Source organism: Flavobacterium sp. DSR2-3-3, from assembly GCF_049896585.1.
Classification (GTDB): domain Bacteria; phylum Bacteroidota; class Bacteroidia; order Flavobacteriales; family Flavobacteriaceae; genus Flavobacterium.
Genome location: NZ_JAFCUP010000008.1, coordinates 1 through 18,982, shown reverse-complemented (window position 1 = coordinate 18,982; position 18,982 = coordinate 1). Strand labels below are relative to the sequence as shown.

Below are 18,982 nucleotides of genomic sequence, written 5' to 3'. Positions count from 1 at the left end.
AATTTTAAAAAGATTTACAAATCTATATAAAAATTAGAATCTACGCCTTAATTTTTTCTTAAAAAAATAGTTTAATTTTTTGAAGTGGTAACATATTTATTTAAAAATCGATAAATTCGCCCAATATTTTTAATTTTTCAAACAGTAAACCATTGGCATCTAAAGATAAAATAGTTAGGGAGACACCGTTAATGAAACAATACAATGAGATCAAAAGGAAGTATCCTGATGCCTGTTTGTTGTTTCGTGTAGGCGATTTTTATGAGACATTTGGAGAAGATGCTGTACGTGCTTCTAAAATATTAGGAATTGTATTAACCAAGCGTGGAGCGGGTTCTGAGACAGAAACTGCCCTTGCCGGTTTTCCGCATCACTCGTTGAATACGTATTTGCCCAAATTAGTCAAAGCAGGTCTTCGTGTGGCAATTTGTGATCAGCTTGAAGATCCAAAAATGACTAAAACTATCGTAAAACGTGGTGTTACAGAACTGGTAACTCCAGGGGTTTCCATGAACGATGAGGTTTTGCAGTCGAAGACTAATAATTTCTTAGCTTCCATTTATTTTGCCAATAAATCTATAGGAATTTCCTTTCTGGATGTTTCCACCGGAGAATTTTTAACGGCGCAAGGAAACGCCGAATATATTGATAAGTTGCTGCAGAATTTTAATCCCAGTGAAGTTCTGATTCCAAAAAATAATAAGAGTGATTTCCGGGAAATATTCGGAGACGATTATCACAGTTTTTATCTGGAGGATTGGATTTATAAAGAAGATTATGCATTCGAAACCTTAACTAAGCATTTTCAGACGATTTCGTTGAAAGGCTTTGGAATCGAAGAATTGAAAGAAGGAATCATTGCCTCGGGAGCCATTTTGTATTATTTGTCCGAAACACAGCACAATAAAGTTCAACATATCACAGCGATTCAGCGTATTGCAGAAGATGCTTACGTTTGGATGGACCGTTTTACCATTCGCAACCTGGAGTTGTATCACAGTTACAATCCAAACGCGGTTACGCTGCTGGATGTGATTGATAAAACGCTTTCGCCAATGGGTGGTCGTTTGCTGAAACGTTGGCTCGCGTTACCGTTAAAAGACAGCCATAAAATACAAAGCCGCCATCAAGTGGTTTCATATTTAAAAGAGAACCAAAGCGTTCTGAAAAACATTCAAAATCAAATCAAGCAAATTTCTGACTTGGAACGTTTAATTTCGAAAATTGCAGCTGGAAAAGTATCGCCTCGCGAAGTGGTTTATCTAAAAGAATCTTTAGATGCTATTATTCCGATAAAAACTTTGGCATTAGAAAGTCCGCAAGAAGCAGTAAAAGTTATTGGAGACAGTTTGCACAGTTGTGAATTGCTTCGGGAGAAAATAAAAACGGTTTTAAATCAAGATGCGCCTGTGGCTATTGCCAAAGGGAATGCGATTGCCAAGGGAATCAATGCCGAATTAGATGATTTACGAGCGATATCTACTTCCGGGAAGGAATTCTTGGAAGGAATTGAGAAACGAGAATCACAACTAACGGGAATATCCTCATTGAAAATTTCCTTTAATAATGTTTTTGGATATTACATTGAAGTTAGGAATATGCACAAGGATAAAGTTCCTACTGAATGGATTCGAAAACAAACCTTAGTCAATGCGGAACGTTATATCACCGAGGAATTAAAAGAATACGAAACTAAAATTTTGGGTGCCGAAGAGAAAATTCATAAAATAGAAGTGGAGTTATTCGAACAATTAGTCAATTGGATTGCGACGTATATTAAACCCGTTCAAATGAATGCTAATCTGATAGCCCAGTTGGATTGTTTGTGTTCTTTTACCCAGTTGGCGATCGAAAATAAATATGTTTGTCCAGAACTCGACGAAACATTCGAACTGGAAATCAAAAACGGAAGACATCCTGTTATCGAAAAACAATTGCCGGTTGGCATGCCTTATATCGCCAATGATGTTTTCTTGGATCGTGAAACGCAACAGTTGATTATGATTACGGGGCCTAATATGTCTGGAAAGTCGGCTATTTTGCGTCAAACCGCATTAATTGTGCTCTTGTGTCAAATGGGAAGTTTTGTTCCTGCTGATAGCGTGAGAATGGGAATTGTCGATAAAATATTTACCAGAGTGGGAGCCAGTGATAATATTTCGATGGGAGAATCTACTTTTATGGTTGAAATGAATGAAACGGCCTCGATCTTGAACAATATTTCCGATAGGAGTTTGGTGCTGTTAGACGAAATTGGTAGAGGGACCAGTACGTATGACGGAATTTCAATCGCCTGGGCCATTGCGGAATTCTTACATGAACATCCTTCAAAACCCAAAACATTATTCGCAACGCATTATCATGAGCTGAATGAAATGAGTGAATCGCTACCAAGAATTCAGAATTATAATGTGGCTGTCAAAGAATTGAAAGATACGGTGCTTTTTATTCGAAAATTGGTAAAAGGAGGAAGTGCCCATAGTTTTGGAATACATGTGGCAAAAATGGCTGGAATGCCTCAAATCGTCATTTTGAAAGCGCAAAAGCTTTTGAAAAAATTAGAAAAGAGCCATTCCAGTGATGCGCTGAACGGAATTAAAGCTGCAAAGGATGGCTCGAGCCTGAAAGGCGAACAGGCGGAGCAAATGCAAATGAGTTTCTTTAATCTTGATGATCCTTTATTGGAGGAAATCAAAGAAGAGATCTTAAATCTGGATATCAATACCATTACACCTATGGAAGCTTTGATGAAATTGAATGAGATTAAAAGAATGTTGACCAGAAAATAGTTTATTTTGTTTTAAAGTTGAGGTTATCAGAACATTAACTTTAATCTGCGATTTTTTTGTAAAAAGGCTTGTATAATTCAATAAATGTCCTAGATTTGCATCCGCAATACAGAACAAGTATCGCGGTCCGTTCTAAAAATTGAAAATGCGAAAATAGCTCAGTTGGTAGAGCGCGACCTTGCCAAGGTCGAGGTCGCGGGTTCGAGCCCCGTTTTTCGCTCTAACACCTCATATTGCTCGGATGGTGAAATTGGTAGACACGCTGGACTTAAAATCCAGTGAACAGCAATGTTCGTGCGGGTTCAAGTCCCGCTCTGAGTACTAAAAAAGCTTCAAACTTTGTTTGAAGCTTTTTTTATTTTATAATAAATCCACTTAAAATTTTACGACACTCATATAATCACTTAAAGTTGTATTGTTTTTTGATGCAGGGTTAAAATCGTTATTGTGTGATTAGTTTTAATGTTACAATTTATTTCAAAATAAGTTATGGGTGCGTTTGTAATTAGTAAAAGATATAATGACGAATATAAGTTTGTTTTTACTTCCAGAAAGGGAAAGGTTGTTTTTACAAGCTTAAGTTATGAACTGAAATTTGAATGTGAAGAAGACATTGAAAGGTTTAAAGCAGATATTGAATCGGCTAACTTTTTAAAGTTCAAGTCTTCCAGTGGGAAGTTTTACTTTAAATTGATGTTAGGAGGCAATCATTTTGCAACGAGCAGAAAATATACTACTTCATTGCGTTTGCAAAAGGGAATTGATGAAATTGTACGCTTTGGATCACTATCCGAAACATTAGACTTTTCAGCTAATGATTTTGTCTTTATCGATTGAATCTTTTAAATAAAGACATAAAAAAAGAGAGTCTCGGCTAGTTGCTGAGACTCTCTTTTTGTTTTTGAAAATCTGTTTCTCGAAAGAGGAGGATTTACAAATTAAAAAAGCCATCTCGCATAGCGGATGGCTTTAAAATTTTTAGAATTTGAGTTCTAATTATTTTTTTACTTCAGCAGCAGCATCAGTTGCAACAGCAGCAGCGTCAGTAGCAGCAGCAGCAGCAGAATCAACAACTTGAGCAGCAGAATCAACTACCATAGCAGCAGAATCAACTACCATAGCAGCAGAATCAACAGCAGTTGCAGAATCCTCAGCAGGAGCGTCAGCTTTTTTACATGATACAACAGTCAATACAGCAACAGCAGCTAAACTTAAAAATACTTTTTTCATCTTAATTTAATATAAAAGGTTAATTATTAATTCGTGGCAAAGATATAAATTTTTTAATATGTAAAATATTTTTTTATTTTTTTTTTAAAAAATAATATTTTTTGTCAACGCTGATACAAAGCTCAATTATTGTGCCAGTTAGAACAAATAATCAATAAATGAATAATATCGTTCTCGTACGCCTCTTTTTTGACTATTTTTGTTTTAAGTTTTTCTTTTTCAGGGATTTACTTTTCTTTGGGTGTACTAATTTTAATTCGCTGATTAAGTTTGTTGCCCCGGCATATTTATCCATAATAAACAAGATATAGCGTACATCGACCATTATATTCCTACAAATACTTGGATCATAGTAAAGGTCACTCATTGTTCCTTCCCAAACCCTGTCAAAATTAAGTCCGACTAAGTTTCCTTGAGCGTCAATTGCTGGGCTTCCTGAATTACCGCCAGTGGTGTGATTTGTTCCAATAAAGCAAACAGGCATTTTGCCATTTACTCCATACGGTCCATAATCTTTAGTCTTGTATAAGTCCACTAATTTTTTAGGAACATCAAATTCATAATCCCCAGGGATATATTTTTCCATAACGCCGTCTAAATACGTTATTGGAGTATAAACGGTAGCATCTTTTGGTTCATATCCTTTTACTTTTCCGTAAGTTACTCGTAAAGTACTGTTGGCATCAGGAAAAATGCGGCTTTCAGTATTCAATTCTAATTGGGCTTTCATATACGTGCGTTGCAACGCAGTTATAGTTAAGTTGATTTCGTCGTATTTTGGTGCAACTTCTTTCGAATATTTATCGGCTAATTCTTTTACAAGCAGGAAACCGGGATCATTATTTAAATTCGTTAAAACAGTTTGGGTATCACCAGACAGCAATTGTTTTAGACCAGCATAATTTTGAAGTTTGGATTTTGTATAAATTTCCGAAGCCAAATTTTTAGCATTCACTTTTGTTAAACTTTGTGGTAAAAATTGTTTTGGGGATTTTGTCGCATACAATTCAATCAATTGCTCAAAAACTTTTTCATCTACAGTTCCATTGAAATTTTTATAAAAATCAGCCAATGCGGTTATTAAATTGTTTTTTCGGTCTGTAAAGGATCGTTCTCCTTTTGCTTTAAAAACTTGTTCCAATTGATACAACTTGTAACCTGTACTGAGCAATTCGGTATTACGCAATACCACTTCCGTGAAATATTCTTTTGATACTGCGTAAGGAGCGATTTCTGCGTAGTATTTGTCAAAATCCGCCAACAGCGTTCCATATTCTTTTTCTTTGCCCGCTTTTACTATTTTTTGCTGAAAAGCCTTTTCAGTTTCTCTTTTTACGGCAACAGCATTTGATTTTTTTAATCCTTGAGTTTCGCCAATCCATTTTTTCCAATAATTGGCAATACTCGCGTATTTTGAAGCGTACTGAATTTTAATGGCATTGTCTTTTCGCATAAAACCATCGGCAACTTTCAAGGCTTTGTCCCTGATTTCGATTTTTGCAGGATTCAGTTCGTTTACAATTTGTTCAATCGCAACCGAAGGTAAATATTCGCTTGTTTTTCCCGGATATCCAAAAACCAATGTAAAATCATCTTCCGCTACGCCATCCAGTGAAATAGGCAAGAAATGTTTGGGAGTATAAGGCACATTGTCTTTTGAATAGGCAGCTGGGCGATTGTTTTTGTCAGCATAAATTCTAAACAAAGAAAAATCTCCGGTATGACGCGGCCAAACCCAATTATCAGTATCAGAACCAAATTTCCCGATAGAGGAAGGCGGAGCACCAACTAAACGCACATCAGTAAAAGTTTCCGTCACAAATAGTATGTATTGATTGCCTTCATAAAAGGTACGAATTTTGTTTTCCTGCCAACTTTCCTTTGGCAAAGAGCTGGATAATGCTGTAATATTTTCTTGAATTTTCTTTTGTTTTTCGGCTTCGTTGCTCATGGAAGCAGTTCCTGCCAAAACCAAAGTGGTTACATCTTCAATTTTTACCATAAAAGTAACTGTTAAACCCTCGTTCGCCAGTTCATCTTCCATTTTGTAAGCCCAAAAACCATCGGTCAGATAATCATGGTCTACAGTGGAATGCGATTGAATTTGTGAAAATCCGCAATGATGATTGGTCAGGATCAGTCCTTTTGGGGAAATAACTTCTGACGTACAGCCCCCGTTAAAATGTGGAACCGCATCTTTCATACTCGACTGATTTACATCATAAATGTCTTTTACGGACATTTTCATGCCCAGATTTTTCATTTCGGTTTCATTCATTCCTTTCAGCAGCGAAGGAATCCACATGCCGCCTTGCTGGGCTTGTAGCTGAATGACAAATAGTAATAGGAATAATTTTAAAAATTTCATGGTAGCAAATTTAGAGTGTAATTTTAGTTGATTTTGTACTGCATCAATTGCCTTTTGTGTGAGTCAAAACCATTGACAAGATACAATTTTTGTGCATTTTCATTGTGCGGTTCCACTTCCAGATAAATCAGTTTTAATGATAGTTTGTGACTTTCGGTTTTAATAAACGCAATAGCTTCGCTGCCAATTCCTTTTCCTCTCGCTTTTTCGATTATATACAATTCATCTAAAAAACCTATTCTTCCTTGGTATTCAAAACTAAAAATAAAGGTTAGAATTAGATATCCCACAATTTCGTTGTCGGATACAATCAGCCAAGCTTTTCCCAGATTTTCATTGGAAATAAATTCTTGAAACAAAGCTTTGGAAACTTCGACGGAAATGGGATAATCATCAATGGTATAGAATTCCTGCATCATTAAGACGATGGTTTCGATATCAGGAGCAGCCAGAGGTTTAAATTCAATCATGCAGAATGTTTTTTAAAATGATGGCAGTGGCGCCTTTATTCATTTGTACAAAAGTACTGCACATGTGTCCTTTTTCATTTCGGATGTCAGCATTGCGTATCAGGTTTTCAAGGGCTTCATCCAATTCTTTTTGATTGGCAACCGCAACGCAGGCATCCATATTGACCAGCGCGATTGCTTCAGCAAAATGGGAATAGTGGGGTCCAATAATTATTGGAACTCCAAAAGTTGCCGGCTCTAATACATTGTGAACTCCGGGATTTCCAAAACCACCACCCACATAAGCAATATCCGCATAACTGTAGATTTTGGTCAAAATACCAATCGTGTCAATTATAAAAACATCGAAATCAGCGAGATTCTGTCCTTCTTTTTCAGAGAATAAAACAGTTTTTTTGGTGATGCTGTTTTTTAATTGTTGAATTTGTTCGTCCTTTATATTATGTGGCGCAATAATAAATTTGACATTGAAAGTATTCGAATTGATAAAATTCACTATTAAATTTTCATCTTTTGGCCACGAACTTCCCACGACAATAGTGAGTGTGTTGTCTTTAAAATCAGAGATAAAATCCAACGAATTGTCTTTTTCTAAAATTGTGGACACGCGATCAAATCGTGTGTCACCAGAAACAGCAACGTTTGTTTTGCCTAACTGCTGCAGTAATTTTTTTGAAGTTTCATTTTGAACAAAAAAGTATGTGAACGCATCCAGCGCCTCTCGGTAAAAACCGCCATACCATTTGAAAAACAGTTGGTTCTTTCTAAGAATTCCAGAAACCAAATAGGTTTTGATGTTTAATTTTTTGAGTTCTGCTAAATAGTTAGGCCAGTATTCATATTTGATGAAAAACACTAAATCAGGATTTACAAGTTTCAAAAATTGTTTTGCATTTTTCTTAGTATCTAGTGGCAAATACACCGTAACATCAGCAACGGTATTGTTTTTACGGACTTCATAACCCGAAGGAGAGAAAAAAGTCAGCACGATTTTGTGCGCAGGGAACTGCTCTTTTACCTTTTCAATGACGGGTAAGCCTTGCTCGTATTCGCCTAAGGAAGCGGCATGAAACCAGATTGTTTTGTCAATAGGTTTTATTTTTTGTTCCAAAACAAGAAAAACTATTTTCCTGCCTTCCACAAAAAGTTTCATTTTTGGACTGAAAAACGCTATGATTTCTAATAAAAATCCAGCAAATAGAACCATTAAATTATAGAGAAAAAGCATCATCAAAATTTTGAGGCTAAAATACGTTTTCTTTATATGAATTTCTTCCGCAGCAATATTTAAATTTAAGTTGTCAGGATCTCCCTATTTTATTTCATTGGAATATTATCTTTTTTTACTGTGGGTTGCATTGGTTTCAACTCATAAATAACTATTTTTGTTCTTCGTTTTGAGAAAGTATTTACGGTTTTTAGAAACGGTAATCTTTCGAACATTAAACAAAAATTGCAATGAAAAAAATCCAAATGGTTGACTTGAAAAGTCAATATGAAAAAATAAAAGACAGCGTTAACGTTTCTATTCAGGAAGTTTTAGACACTAACACTTATATTAACGGACCTCAAGTTCATCAATTTCAAAAATCATTAGAAGAATATTTGGACGTAAAACATGTAATTCCGTGCGCCAACGGAACCGATGCGTTGCAAATTGCCATGATGGGACTGGATTTAAAACCCGGGGATGAGGTAATAACTGCTGATTTTACTTTTGCTGCAACAGTGGAAGTTATTGCTTTACTACAATTGACACCCGTTTTAGTTGATGTGGATATGTTCAATATGAATATTTCCATTGAAGGAATTAAAAAAGCGATTACGCCAAAAACAAAAGCGATTGTACCGGTACATTTGTTTGGTCGTGCCGCCAATATGGAAGCTATAATGGCAATTGCCAAAGAATACAACTTATATGTTATAGAAGATAATGCGCAAGCGATTGGTGCCAACTGTAAATTTTCGGATGGCACTAAAAAGAAAGCGGGAACGATTGGACACGTTGGAGCGACTTCATTTTTTCCTTCTAAAAATCTTGGATGTTATGGAGACGGTGGAGCGATTTTTACCAATGATGATGCTTTGGCACACAAACTTCGTGGAATTGTAAATCACGGAATGTATGAAAGATACCACCATGATGTAGTAGGCGTAAATTCGCGTTTAGACAGTATTCAGGCAGCAGTTTTGAATGCAAAATTGCCTTTATTAGACGAGTATAGTAAAGCCAGACAAGATGCAGCCAGAAAATATTCAATTGCTTTTGAAGGTCATAAAAATATAGTTGCACCAAGTATTTGTTCCATTTGTGACTGTCACGTTTTTCATCAATATACATTGCGAATCATTGATGCGGATAGAAATGGCTTGATGCAACATTTATTGGATAAAGGAATTCCTTGTGCTATTTATTACCCAATTCCTTTGCATTCGCAAAAAGCATACTCGGATTCCCGTTACAAAGAAGAAAATTTTCCGATAACCAATCAATTAGTAACGGAAGTGCTTTCGTTGCCGATGCACACCGAATTAGATGACGAGCAAATTAAGTTTATTACAGATTCGGTTCTAGAATATTTAGGATAATTTTAATAGAAACGCGATTTAGCGGGTCTTTTTTATAATCGGTAAGACGCACTAAATCGCGTCTGTACAAAATAAGAAATCATGAAAATATTAGTCACAGGTGGTTTGGGTTTCATAGGATCGCATACCGTAGTAGAATTGCAAAACGAAGGATATGAAGTTATTGTTGTCGATAATTTATCAAATACTTCCTTAAGTGTTTTGGACGGAATTCAGAATATTACGGGAAAAGTCCCGGCTTTTGAAAAATTAGATTTGCGCGAGAAAGAAAAAGTGCAGGATTTTTTCAAAAGGCATCATGATATTTTAGGTGTCATTCATTTTGCAGCTTCAAAAGCAGTGGGCGAAAGTGTTGAAAATCCATTGTTGTATTATGAAAATAATATAAATGCATTAGTTTATGTTTTGCAGGAACTGCAGCAAAAACCGGAAGCAAATTTCATTTTCAGTTCATCTTGCACGGTTTATGGTCAGGCCGAAAGTATGCCAATTACTGAAAATGCTTCAATTCAAACCGCAATGTCACCTTATGGAAACACAAAGCAAATAGGAGAGGAAATTATTACCGATACGACCAAGGTGACCAACATCAATGCAATTTTGTTGCGTTATTTTAATCCAATTGGTGCGCATCCTTCAACTGAAATTGGGGAATTACCTATTGGAGTTCCTCAAAATTTAGTGCCGTTTATTACTCAAACCGGTTTTGGATTGCGAAAAGAACTTTCGGTTTATGGAGATGATTATCCAACTCCGGATGGAACTGCAGTTCGTGATTATATTCACGTAGTCGATCTGGCGAAAGCCCATGTAATCGCTTTGCAACGTTTATTGAATAAAAAAAATACGGCCAAAGTAGAAACGTTTAATCTGGGAACCGGGACGGGTAGCTCGGTTTTAGAAGTCATTCAAACTTTCGAAAAAGTGAGCGGTAAAAAATTGCCTTACAAAATTGTAGGTCGCAGAGAAGGTGATATAACTTCGGCTTACGCCAATACCGATAAAGCGAACGATATTTTGGGATGGAAAGCACAATCTACGCTAGAAGAAGCGATGGCAAGTGCCTGGAAATGGGAACAGAAAATCAGAAGTTAATATTTAGTATTCAGGTTTTAGTGTTCAGTTTAAAAATAGAATCCCAAATTATCACAATAATAATTTGGGATTTTTTCGTTTAAGTAATTTGTTGTAAATTCGTTAGATAAATGAATCAATCATGAATACTGAAAAAAAGAAGTCTAAAGCAACTAAAATCGAAGAGCCTTCTGTGGATTATAAAACTTCGAATATCAAGTTCAAAGGGATTGACAGAGCTACTTTTGATTTTGATGAAGAAGTAAAAAAAGGGTATACTCGGGAAGAAGCTAAAGCAGAATCTATTAGAAGAATTAGAGGATGGTGAGGAAAATAAAAGTTATTTTCACGCCAAACGTAATTGATTTTTTGGATGATTTAATTCGTCTTTTGTACAAAAAAGTATACTTTGGGTTTATAGAAACGGCAGAAGAATATGTTTCGAAAATTTATGATTTAGTTCCAGAAAAATCACGATTAAGTACGCATAAACCAACTCTACAAAAGCTCCGTTATTTAGGTTGACATTACATTTTTTATAAAGCAAATAACCGAACAACTTGGTACATTTTCTTTGAAAGACAAGATACAATATTTTTAATTACTGGAATTGTCAATAATTATTGTGAATAGGCAAGCAAACTATGATTTTTAAAGTTAAAATCCTCACAAACATAAGTTTATGAGGATTTTATTTATAATCACTACTGATCATTAAAAATTGACCGCTGAATAGTTTAATTAAGCATTCGCGGTAACCGCTTCTTTATCAATTTTGCCAATCAATCCGGCTAATACTTTTCCAGGACCTACTTCGGTAAATAAAGTTGCTCCGTCTTTTATCATTTGTTGCACAGATTGTGTCCATTTTACGGGAGCAGTCAATTGTATAATTAAATTTTTCTTGATTTCGCTTGGGTCAGAAACGGCACTTGCTGTAACATTTTGGTACACTGGACAAATAGGAGTTGAGAACGTTGTTGCTTCTATAGCAGCGGCCAGTTCTTCGCGAGCCGGTTCCATCATTGGAGAGTGAAAAGCACCGCCAACAGGTAACAATAATGCACGTTTTGCACCAGCGGCTTTCATCGCTTCACACGCTTTTTCTACTGCTGATGTTTCTCCTGAAATTACTAATTGTCCCGGGCAGTTATAATTTGCAGCTACTACAATTCCGTCAATGGAAGCACAAACTTCTTCAACGATATTGTCAGCCAATGCTAAAACGGCGGCCATTGTTGAGGGTTTTATTTCGCAGGCTTTTTGCATTGCCAAAGCGCGTTGTGAAACCAGTTTTAATCCGTCTTCAAAAGATAAAGCACCATTTGCTACTAAAGCTGAGAATTCACCTAATGAATGTCCCGCTACCATTTCTGGTTTGAAATCCTCCCCTAACGTTTTTGCTAAAATCACCGAATGCAGGAAAACGGCCGGTTGTGTCACTTTAGTTTCTTTTAATTCCTCGGCTGTTCCTTCAAACATGATGTCTGTGATGCGAAAACCTAAAATTGCATTGGCTTTTTCGAATAATTCTTTTGCGAGAGCGGAATTTTCATATAAGTCTTTACCCATTCCTGTGAATTGCGCGCCTTGACCTGGAAATACGTATGCTTTCATGTGTTTATTTTAAAGATTAAAAAAAAATAAAGACTGAAAAATAAATTTCAATCGGAATGCAAAAATACTATTTTTTGCGGTATTGTAAATAGGGTTGTTGTTTTCTTTAAAAGGGACACTTTTATTAGTGTAACATTTAGAAATATTAAAGACTAATATCAAACATATCTAAGATTTAAATATTATGAAAAAAATATTATCAGTTATTTTCCTGCTCTTTTTTGGTTTTTTCTTGTTTTACAACAATCTTCCCGTGATCAATTATGGATTTACTGGTTTTGCTTTTATTTTATTGCTGTTGTTGGTAATAGGGATCTTATTTTCTGCTGGTTTTACTATTTCTCAGCAAACAAAGCAAGTCAAGATTGTTTCCAAGCCCAACAAGATTTTGTTTGTTTTGGTAGGAGTGCTTTTAGTTTATTGTATTGCGCTACCTTTTGTGACCAGCTTAAAAATGTTTAGAAGCGATTCGTATCAAAAATTAATAGGCGAGGTTAAAAACGGCCAAAAAATAACCAACCACATTGCTCCAATTTCTATCGATAAAATCCGTGTGGTCGATGAGGAACTAGCCCATCTTTTGGGAGAGAAAATTTTAGGTTCCCAACCAGCTTTGGGAAGCCAAGTAGAATTAGGTGATTTTTGTATACAAAAAGTAAATAATAACCTGTACTGGGTTGCTCCATTATTGCATTCGGGTTTTTTGAAATGGTTTAACAACCAAGAGGGAACTGCGGGATATGTTATGGTTTCTGCAACCAATGAACGTGATGTGAAATTAGTTCAGAGTGTAGGAGGGAAGAACATTAAGATTAAATACCAGCAAGGTGCTTACTTTCAAAGTGACATTCACAGACACGTTTATTTTAATGGAAATGCTACTGTTGGCCTGGCTGATTTTACTTTTGAGATTGACGATGTTGGAAATCCGTTTTGGATTGTCACTAAATATGTGAAAAAAATTGGTTTTTCAGGAAAAGACGCAATAGGTGTTGTAGTGGTTGATGCACAATCTGGAGCAATAAACGAATATTCAATTGCTAAAACACCAAAATGGGTGGATCGAATTCAGCCTTTGGATTTTATAGAAAATCAGTTGAATGATTGGGGTGAATATGTTCACGGCTATTGGAATTTTTCTAATCAGGATAAACTGCAAATTACAGAAGGAATGACATTGGTATATGGAAAAGACAATAAATCTTATTGGTACACAGGATTGACTTCGGTTGGGAAAGAAGAATCTGCAGTAGGTTTTGTTTTGGTGGACACCAGAACGAAGGAAACTACTTTTTATAAACAAAGTGGCGCGACGGAATATGCGGCTCAAAGTTCGGCACAAGGGAAAGTTCAGGAAAAAGGATATAAAGCATCTTTGCCTATCCCTTATAATATCAATAACATTCCTACGTATGTGATGACGCTTAAGGATAACGGTGGATTGGTGAAAATGTTTGCGATGGTTGCCATTTCAGATTATACAATTGTTGGCGTAGGCAATACGATGCGAGAAACCTTGACCTCGTTTAAAAACGTCTATAATATGGCGGATAATAAAATAAACCCGAATAGTTTGTCCAATAAAAAATCGCTGAAATCAGTTGTAACCCGAATCCAGAATGATGTAAAAAACGGGAATAGTTTTTATTATTTTAAAGTCAAAGATTATCCTAATATATTTGTGGGTTCTTCACAAATATCCAATCAATTGCCAGTAACAATTGTGGGCGATAGTGTAAATATTTCTTTTGATGTAGATTTGGAAGAAGTTATTGATATTTCGAGTTTCGAGAATATCAATCTGAAGGTGACTATGAAATTGAAATAACTAAAAAAGGGCTTAAAGAATTTTCTCTAAGCCCTTTTTTTATTTTTTTGGCAGTAATTTAAAAGAGGTGACTTTGAATTTATTGTCAACCACTTTACCCACAACTTCCGCTTTTCTAATAGCAGCGCAAAAACCATCACTGGCATGCGCATCGCCATGGGAATCAATAGAACTTCCGTCAACAAAATAGGATTTTCCATCAATGCGAACGGCTAATTCACAACCGTGTCCTTCCATCCCAAACTGGCATTGCCCGCAAGAAGCTTCAACGATTTGGGGTTTTGGCTCTTCTTTTTTATCTTTATCCTGAGCACTTACAAGTGTTGCAGAGAATAAAATAGCTAAAAATAGTATCTTTTTCATAAATGATTAAATTTTTACTTTAGCTAAGATACTGGTTTTTTTACATCGAATAATTTTTAAACATGTAAATCCACAATAATCTGGAAAGGCGAAGATTGATAGAAGCCATTGCGATAATCACAACAGCAATAATTGGAATAATTCTTAAATCGAAAGTTTCGGTAAAGAAAAATTGGGCAATAACATACGTAGCAATTCCTTGGGCTACTGTTAAACCATAATTTACATACATAGCTCCAAAAAAGTAGCCTGGTTCCTTTTCGAATTTATAATTACAATGAGAACAATATTTGTTCATTTTTGGAAATCCAAAATTAAAAAATATACTTTTTTCATTGAAAACTTTGCCTTTAAGGCAATGAGGGCAATCATTATTCAGGATGTGTACAATAGAATTTGACATCGTCATTATTTTTTTCAAAGGTATTTCTTATTCCTGTCATGGATGTTTTCTATATTCGCTACTTATAGCACAATAAAGACATTTATCGAAAGATGAGAAAATATCCTATTTATAACATTCAGCGCTTTAACTGTAATTCAGTCAATAGTGATTTATATATCAATACCTTTAAAAATCACCTAATCGACCATGATTTTGTGGAGGAACCGCACCGGCATAATTCCTATGTTCTGGTCTTTTTTACCAAAGGATCAGGAACACATGAAATTGATTTTGATATTTTTACGATTCAGCCGGGAAGTATGTTTTTTTTGCAACCCGGACAAATGCACCATTGGGACTTATCCGATGATGTTGAAGGTTTTGTGATTTTTTATTCGCAGGAAATGTATAATCTTTATTTTGGACAAAAAACTATCGGCGAATATCCGTTTTATTCTTCAATGGATAATAAGCCTGAAATGTTTTTTGACATATCTGAATCGAAAGCGATTCTCCGTTATTTTGAAAGTTTAATCTTAGAAACTCAGAGAATTCAACTGTTGAAGCAAGATAAAATCATGAATCTCTTGGATATCATCCACATTGAAATTGCCCGAAAATATAGTGAAACCTATTTTTATGAAGCGCATTCGTATAATGTAAAAATTAAAAATTTTGAAATTCTTTTAGAGCAAAACTTTAAAATAGAAAAAGCAGCTTCTTTCTATGCTTCACGACTTAATATTACTTTAAAACACTTGAATCGGATTTGCAATGAAATCCTGCAAAAAACCACAACCGAAGTAATTACGGATAGAATCATGCTCGAAGCCAAACGCATGTTGATGGATAAAAAGTTTACCATAAATGAAATCGCAAGCGAATTAAGCTTTGATGATTATTCTTATTTCACACGATTGTTTAAAAAACATACCGGAATGACTCCGACAAACTTTCGAATGGTTAGGCGATAACTCACAAGATGATAAAAGGGAACGCTGATGACACTCATTTAGCGGGTTTTTTTCATCTTGTTTTCGTTATAATTTTGGAACTTTATTAAATGTAATTACGAATGCACAGTAATCAACGAGGCTGCATTTTTTGCTTTTTCTACCACTTCTTCAATTGGAGTTTCTACGGTATCACTCACTAAAGCCACTGCCATTCTACGGTACGGTCTTGAAGTTAATTTGCCAAAGATTCTGAAATCAGTTTTAGGTAAAGCCGCAATTTTTTCGATACCGGAGTACGTTGGATTTGTGGAGTTTTCCGAAGCTAAAATGACTGCACTCGCTCCCGCTTTTTCTAATGTAATTTCAAAAATAGGCAAACTTAAAATAGCGCGTAAATGCAATTCAAATTCATTGAAGTTTTGTGTTCCGGCCAAAGTTACCATTCCGGTATCATGCGGACGCGGCGATAGTTCCGAGAAATAAACGCCGTCATCAGTCAAGAAAAATTCGACTCCAAAAAGTCCTGCGCCGCCCAAAGCTTCGGTTACTTTTTCGGCCATGTCTTGCGCTTCGTATAAATCCTTATCGGAAATTCTGGCGGGTTGCCAGCTTTCCTGATAATCGCCTCGTTCTTGTCTATGGCCAATTGGCGCACAAAAAAGTGTCGGATTATTGTTTTGTACAACAGTCAACAAAGTAATCTCCGAATTAAATTTGACAAACGCTTCTACAATCACTTCTACAACATCTCCACGGGAACCTTCAACGGCATACTTCCATGCTTTTTCGATATCGGCTTCGGTTTTTATAGTGGATTGTCCTTTTCCGGACGAAGACATTAATGGTTTTACGACGCATGGCATTCCAACGGCTTCGACGCCTTTTTGTAATTCCGCGGCAGTAGTGGCGTAGCGGTAATTTGCGGTTTTTAATCCTAATTCTTTAGATGCTAAATCCCGAATCGCTTTCCTATTCATCGTGAAGTTTGCCGCTTTCGCCGAAGGAACTACCGTGATGCCTTGCTTTTCATAGTCATAAAAACGTTCAGTTCTAATAGCTTCTATTTCTGGAACAATAATATCAGGTTTGTGTTTGGCGACGATTCGGTCTAGAGCTTCTCCGTCAAGCATATTAATGACTTCAAAATCATGGGCAACTTGCATTGCCGGAGCATTTTCGTAACTGTCCACCGCAATTACAATTTGCCCGATGCGTTGTGCAGCGATTGTAAATTCCTTTCCTAGTTCGCCTGAGCCGAGAAGTAGTATTTTCATTTTTTGAAGTCTTAATTGGAATGTAAAAATACTAAATTGCTTTTTTATGACTGCAGATTCGCTACAAACTTTGCCCGAAAGTCAGTAGATTATGATCCGGGTCCAATATCGAAAATTCTTTTTGGCCCCACGGTTTGATTTGCAAAGGGCCATTGGGATGAATGGCAACGCCATTGTTTAAGAAGTTTTTATATACGGTTTCAATATCCTGCACCCGAATGTAAACTCCTGAGTAATTTTCAACAGAATCAAGGGTAGCAAACTCAAAAAAATGAATTTCGATATTGTCTTTTTGCACCATCAAATACCCGTCAAAGTCGGCATTGCCCCATTCCTGAAATCCTAATTGGGTGATATAGAAATCCCGTGTAATCGCTTTGTTGCGCATGGGTAACTTTGGGTTGATGGCGGTGAGCATGATGGTTTGGGTTTGAATAGTTTTTGTGAAGTTTAAGAAACTTTTTATTATGTAGCTGTTATCTCCTGATATAACTCTAATCTTTTATTCGTAATTCTAATTTTCTGCTTTTATTTTTTCTAAAATTCTTTGTTGAATTTTCATGTCTAATGCGATTTTCTCTTGCGTTTCATTTATTTCTTCTTCTAATTCCATTTCAGGAATCGCAAGATTATGAGTGTATTCTCGAATACCATCTAAAGAGTCACTACTATCATATAATTCATCTCTATAATTACTAATTTTTGATTTTTGGTTATTTAAATCTTCTAGAATATTATGACTTCTCTTTATTCTTTCGTTTATTATATACAACTGCGTTAAATAGTCTCTTTTTGTAATTGAAATATCTTCAATACTACCAATTATTTTACTGTTGTTATTTATTAATTCTAATGTTTCAGTAATTGATGAATCCTTTATTGTCTTATCAATTTCTTCTTTTGCGAATTTTAGAAATGTTGAAGTATTGTAAAGATGGAAAACATCTAGTTCTGCACATTGAGTATAAATCTCATTTAATAATTCTTTTCTAGCACCAATTTTTTTTCCTCGTTTTTCTTCCCACCAATCTTCCTTTACATCACCAGTAACTAATACAACATGTTTTAATTTTTTATCTTTTGCCAATTTAATAATCTCTTTCCACAAAATAAGATCTCCAAATTTTCGAATATATTCCTTGTCTTCAAAAAAATACGAACCTTCTTTTTTAATATCCATAAATCCAGGCGGAATTTTTGATTCATACCTTTTTGTCCCATCTTTATAAATTAAATCTAAATTATCTTTGTCAAAAGATTCACCAATTTTATTATTGAAGATATTTATGATAAGCTCTTTTATCTCGTCTGTATCATTAACATCATTTTGCTTACTTTCAAGTTCCTCTAAATGTTTTAAAAACGCAATGTAAACATCTGTTGTTTTTTTTAAATTATCAGTTGTTATATATTCTTCAGGATTAATAAGCGAATGTCTTTGGGTCAGTTTTAGTTTTTCAATTTCAGTTTTATATGTCGTACTTAAATCATCAATTTCAGTAATTAATTTTTCAGTTAAAATTTTTATTTTGGAAAACATATTCTTTTGGTCTCCAATTACTGTTAATCTATTATTTAGAAATTCCATTATAACTTGGAAACCTATCCAAATACGATTATTAAAATTTTCGTTTTTAAAAACACCTAATAAATCGTTTTTTGCAGATTCGGGTAAACGATATAAATCTAAAAGAACATTTGAATCAAATATGAAAACGCCTTCTTTCCAAATCTTTTGAAAATCTAATTGATTTGAATTCCGATGTATTTTATATAATTTTTCCATTACTGTTTACTAATTATTTATTTTAAATATACACACAATATAAATCACTAAGTATTAAATTTACTATGATTCACCTGAAAACTGGAAAGCTTTATGTAACAAAAAAGCATTTAATTTATTTTCTTAAAAGTATAAAATGCAGGATTCAAGTTATAAATGCAACTTTTTGATTAAACATAAAATTAGGTGTTTCAAAATTAAATCTTTTTCTTGGTCTATTGTTTAATTTCTCTTGTATTTCTATAATTCTCTC

The 18,982-nt window shown here is 35.0% G+C and carries 18 protein-coding genes, 2 tRNA genes and 1 pseudogene; 10 read left to right on the top strand and 11 right to left on the bottom strand.

Translation table 11 applies throughout. The features are described 5' to 3' along the window. Positions 1-191 precede the first annotated feature (191 nt). The 4 genes from mutS (at position 192) to ACP7AQ_RS11685 (ending at position 3,626) form a co-directional block, all read left to right on the top strand. Positions 192-2,789, top strand: coding sequence for a DNA mismatch repair protein MutS (gene mutS / locus ACP7AQ_RS11700; RefSeq protein WP_426095644.1), 2,598 nt, complete (start codon positions 192-194; stop codon positions 2,787-2,789). Positions 2,790-2,936: 147 nt separating this feature from the next. Continuing rightward, positions 2,937-3,009, top strand: a tRNA-Gly gene (locus ACP7AQ_RS11695). Positions 3,010-3,024: 15 nt separating this feature from the next. Then, a tRNA-Leu gene (locus tag ACP7AQ_RS11690) sits at positions 3,025-3,110 on the top strand. A 168-nt stretch (positions 3,111-3,278) separates the two neighbouring features. Continuing rightward, positions 3,279-3,626 (top strand): DUF1508 domain-containing protein, encoded by a 348-nt coding sequence (locus tag ACP7AQ_RS11685; RefSeq protein WP_426063046.1) that lies wholly within the window; start codon positions 3,279-3,281, stop codon positions 3,624-3,626. 159 nt (positions 3,627-3,785) lie between these two features. Here ACP7AQ_RS11685 and ACP7AQ_RS11680 read toward each other — a convergent pair whose 3' ends face one another. The 4 genes from ACP7AQ_RS11680 to ACP7AQ_RS11665 all read right to left on the bottom strand — a co-directional run bounded on the left by ACP7AQ_RS11680 (position 3,786) and on the right by ACP7AQ_RS11665 (position 8,085). After that, complete coding sequence (locus ACP7AQ_RS11680) at positions 3,786-4,019, bottom strand: PG1828 family lipoprotein (RefSeq protein ID WP_091202735.1); 234 nt, start codon at positions 4,017-4,019, stop codon at positions 3,786-3,788. 193 nt (positions 4,020-4,212) lie between these two features. After that, on the bottom strand, positions 4,213-6,387 hold the full coding sequence (locus ACP7AQ_RS11675) for a S46 family peptidase (RefSeq protein ID WP_426095568.1): 2,175 nt from the start codon (positions 6,385-6,387) through the stop codon (positions 4,213-4,215). Positions 6,388-6,410: 23 nt separating this feature from the next. After that, complete coding sequence (locus tag ACP7AQ_RS11670) at positions 6,411-6,857, bottom strand: GNAT family N-acetyltransferase (protein ID WP_426090929.1); 447 nt, start codon at positions 6,855-6,857, stop codon at positions 6,411-6,413. Further along, positions 6,850-8,085 carry a 3-deoxy-D-manno-octulosonic acid transferase gene (locus ACP7AQ_RS11665; protein WP_426095643.1) on the bottom strand — a complete coding sequence of 412 codons (1,236 nt, stop codon included), beginning with the start codon at positions 8,083-8,085 and terminating at the stop codon, positions 6,850-6,852. The genes ACP7AQ_RS11670 and ACP7AQ_RS11665 overlap by 8 nt, the downstream gene beginning before the upstream one ends. A 230-nt stretch (positions 8,086-8,315) precedes the next feature. Here ACP7AQ_RS11665 and ACP7AQ_RS11660 point away from each other — a divergent pair, with 230 nt between their 5' ends. From ACP7AQ_RS11660 to ACP7AQ_RS11645, 4 genes are all read left to right on the top strand, one after another. Continuing rightward, positions 8,316-9,446 (top strand): DegT/DnrJ/EryC1/StrS family aminotransferase, encoded by a 1,131-nt coding sequence (locus ACP7AQ_RS11660; RefSeq protein WP_426095567.1) that lies wholly within the window; start codon positions 8,316-8,318, stop codon positions 9,444-9,446. 81 nt (positions 9,447-9,527) lie between these two features. Beyond that, the gene (galE, locus tag ACP7AQ_RS11655) at positions 9,528-10,541 is read left to right on the top strand and encodes a UDP-glucose 4-epimerase GalE (RefSeq protein ID WP_426095566.1); all 1,014 of its coding nucleotides are present in this window, start codon (positions 9,528-9,530) and stop codon (positions 10,539-10,541) included. 121 nt (positions 10,542-10,662) lie between these two features. After that, the gene (locus ACP7AQ_RS11650) at positions 10,663-10,848 is read left to right on the top strand and encodes a hypothetical protein (RefSeq protein WP_426095565.1); all 186 of its coding nucleotides are present in this window, start codon (positions 10,663-10,665) and stop codon (positions 10,846-10,848) included. Beyond that, a complete protein-coding gene (locus ACP7AQ_RS11645; RefSeq protein WP_426095564.1) occupies positions 10,842-11,045 on the top strand; it encodes a hypothetical protein in 204 nt (67 codons plus the stop codon). Before ACP7AQ_RS11650 ends, ACP7AQ_RS11645 begins: the two co-directional genes overlap by 7 nt. A 216-nt stretch (positions 11,046-11,261) precedes the next feature. Here the strand turns inward: ACP7AQ_RS11645 and fabD are convergent, their stop codons facing one another. Beyond that, positions 11,262-12,137, bottom strand: a complete 876-nt coding sequence (fabD, locus tag ACP7AQ_RS11640; protein WP_426095563.1) for an ACP S-malonyltransferase — start codon at positions 12,135-12,137, stop codon at positions 11,262-11,264. A gap of 184 nt (positions 12,138-12,321) precedes the next feature. On the opposite strand from fabD, the gene ACP7AQ_RS11635 reads away from it, so the two are divergent. Then, positions 12,322-13,965 carry a hypothetical protein gene (locus ACP7AQ_RS11635; protein WP_426095562.1) on the top strand — a complete coding sequence of 548 codons (1,644 nt, stop codon included), beginning with the start codon at positions 12,322-12,324 and terminating at the stop codon, positions 13,963-13,965. 39 nt (positions 13,966-14,004) lie between these two features. On the opposite strand, the gene ACP7AQ_RS11630 is transcribed toward ACP7AQ_RS11635, so the two are convergent. Both ACP7AQ_RS11630 and ACP7AQ_RS11625 read right to left on the bottom strand, forming a co-directional pair. Next, entirely contained in the window at positions 14,005-14,328 is a 324-nt protein-coding gene (locus ACP7AQ_RS11630) for a DUF6370 family protein (RefSeq protein ID WP_426095561.1), read from the bottom strand. A 40-nt stretch (positions 14,329-14,368) separates the two neighbouring features. Then, positions 14,369-14,731, bottom strand: a complete 363-nt coding sequence (locus ACP7AQ_RS11625) for a DUF983 domain-containing protein (protein WP_426090936.1) — start codon at positions 14,729-14,731, stop codon at positions 14,369-14,371. Between the two features lie 92 nt (positions 14,732-14,823). On the opposite strand from ACP7AQ_RS11625, the gene ACP7AQ_RS11620 reads away from it, so the two are divergent. Continuing rightward, complete coding sequence (locus tag ACP7AQ_RS11620) at positions 14,824-15,687, top strand: AraC family transcriptional regulator (RefSeq protein ID WP_426095560.1); 864 nt, start codon at positions 14,824-14,826, stop codon at positions 15,685-15,687. Between the two features lie 95 nt (positions 15,688-15,782). On the opposite strand, the gene purT is transcribed toward ACP7AQ_RS11620, so the two are convergent. From purT to ACP7AQ_RS11600, 4 genes and pseudogenes are all read right to left on the bottom strand, one after another. Further along, positions 15,783-16,973 (bottom strand): formate-dependent phosphoribosylglycinamide formyltransferase, encoded by a 1,191-nt coding sequence (gene purT / locus ACP7AQ_RS11615; protein ID WP_426095642.1) that lies wholly within the window; start codon positions 16,971-16,973, stop codon positions 15,783-15,785. Between the two features lie 31 nt (positions 16,974-17,004). After that, positions 17,005-17,361: a bleomycin resistance protein gene (locus ACP7AQ_RS11610; protein WP_426095559.1), complete on the bottom strand. Its 357-nt coding sequence runs from the start codon at positions 17,359-17,361 to the stop codon at positions 17,005-17,007. Between the two features lie 96 nt (positions 17,362-17,457). After that, a complete protein-coding gene (locus ACP7AQ_RS11605; RefSeq protein ID WP_426095558.1) occupies positions 17,458-18,729 on the bottom strand; it encodes a PIN-like domain-containing protein in 1,272 nt (423 codons plus the stop codon). A gap of 145 nt (positions 18,730-18,874) precedes the next feature. Beyond that, a pseudogene (locus ACP7AQ_RS11600) lies at positions 18,875-18,982 on the bottom strand (IS30 family transposase); the annotation flags it as partial.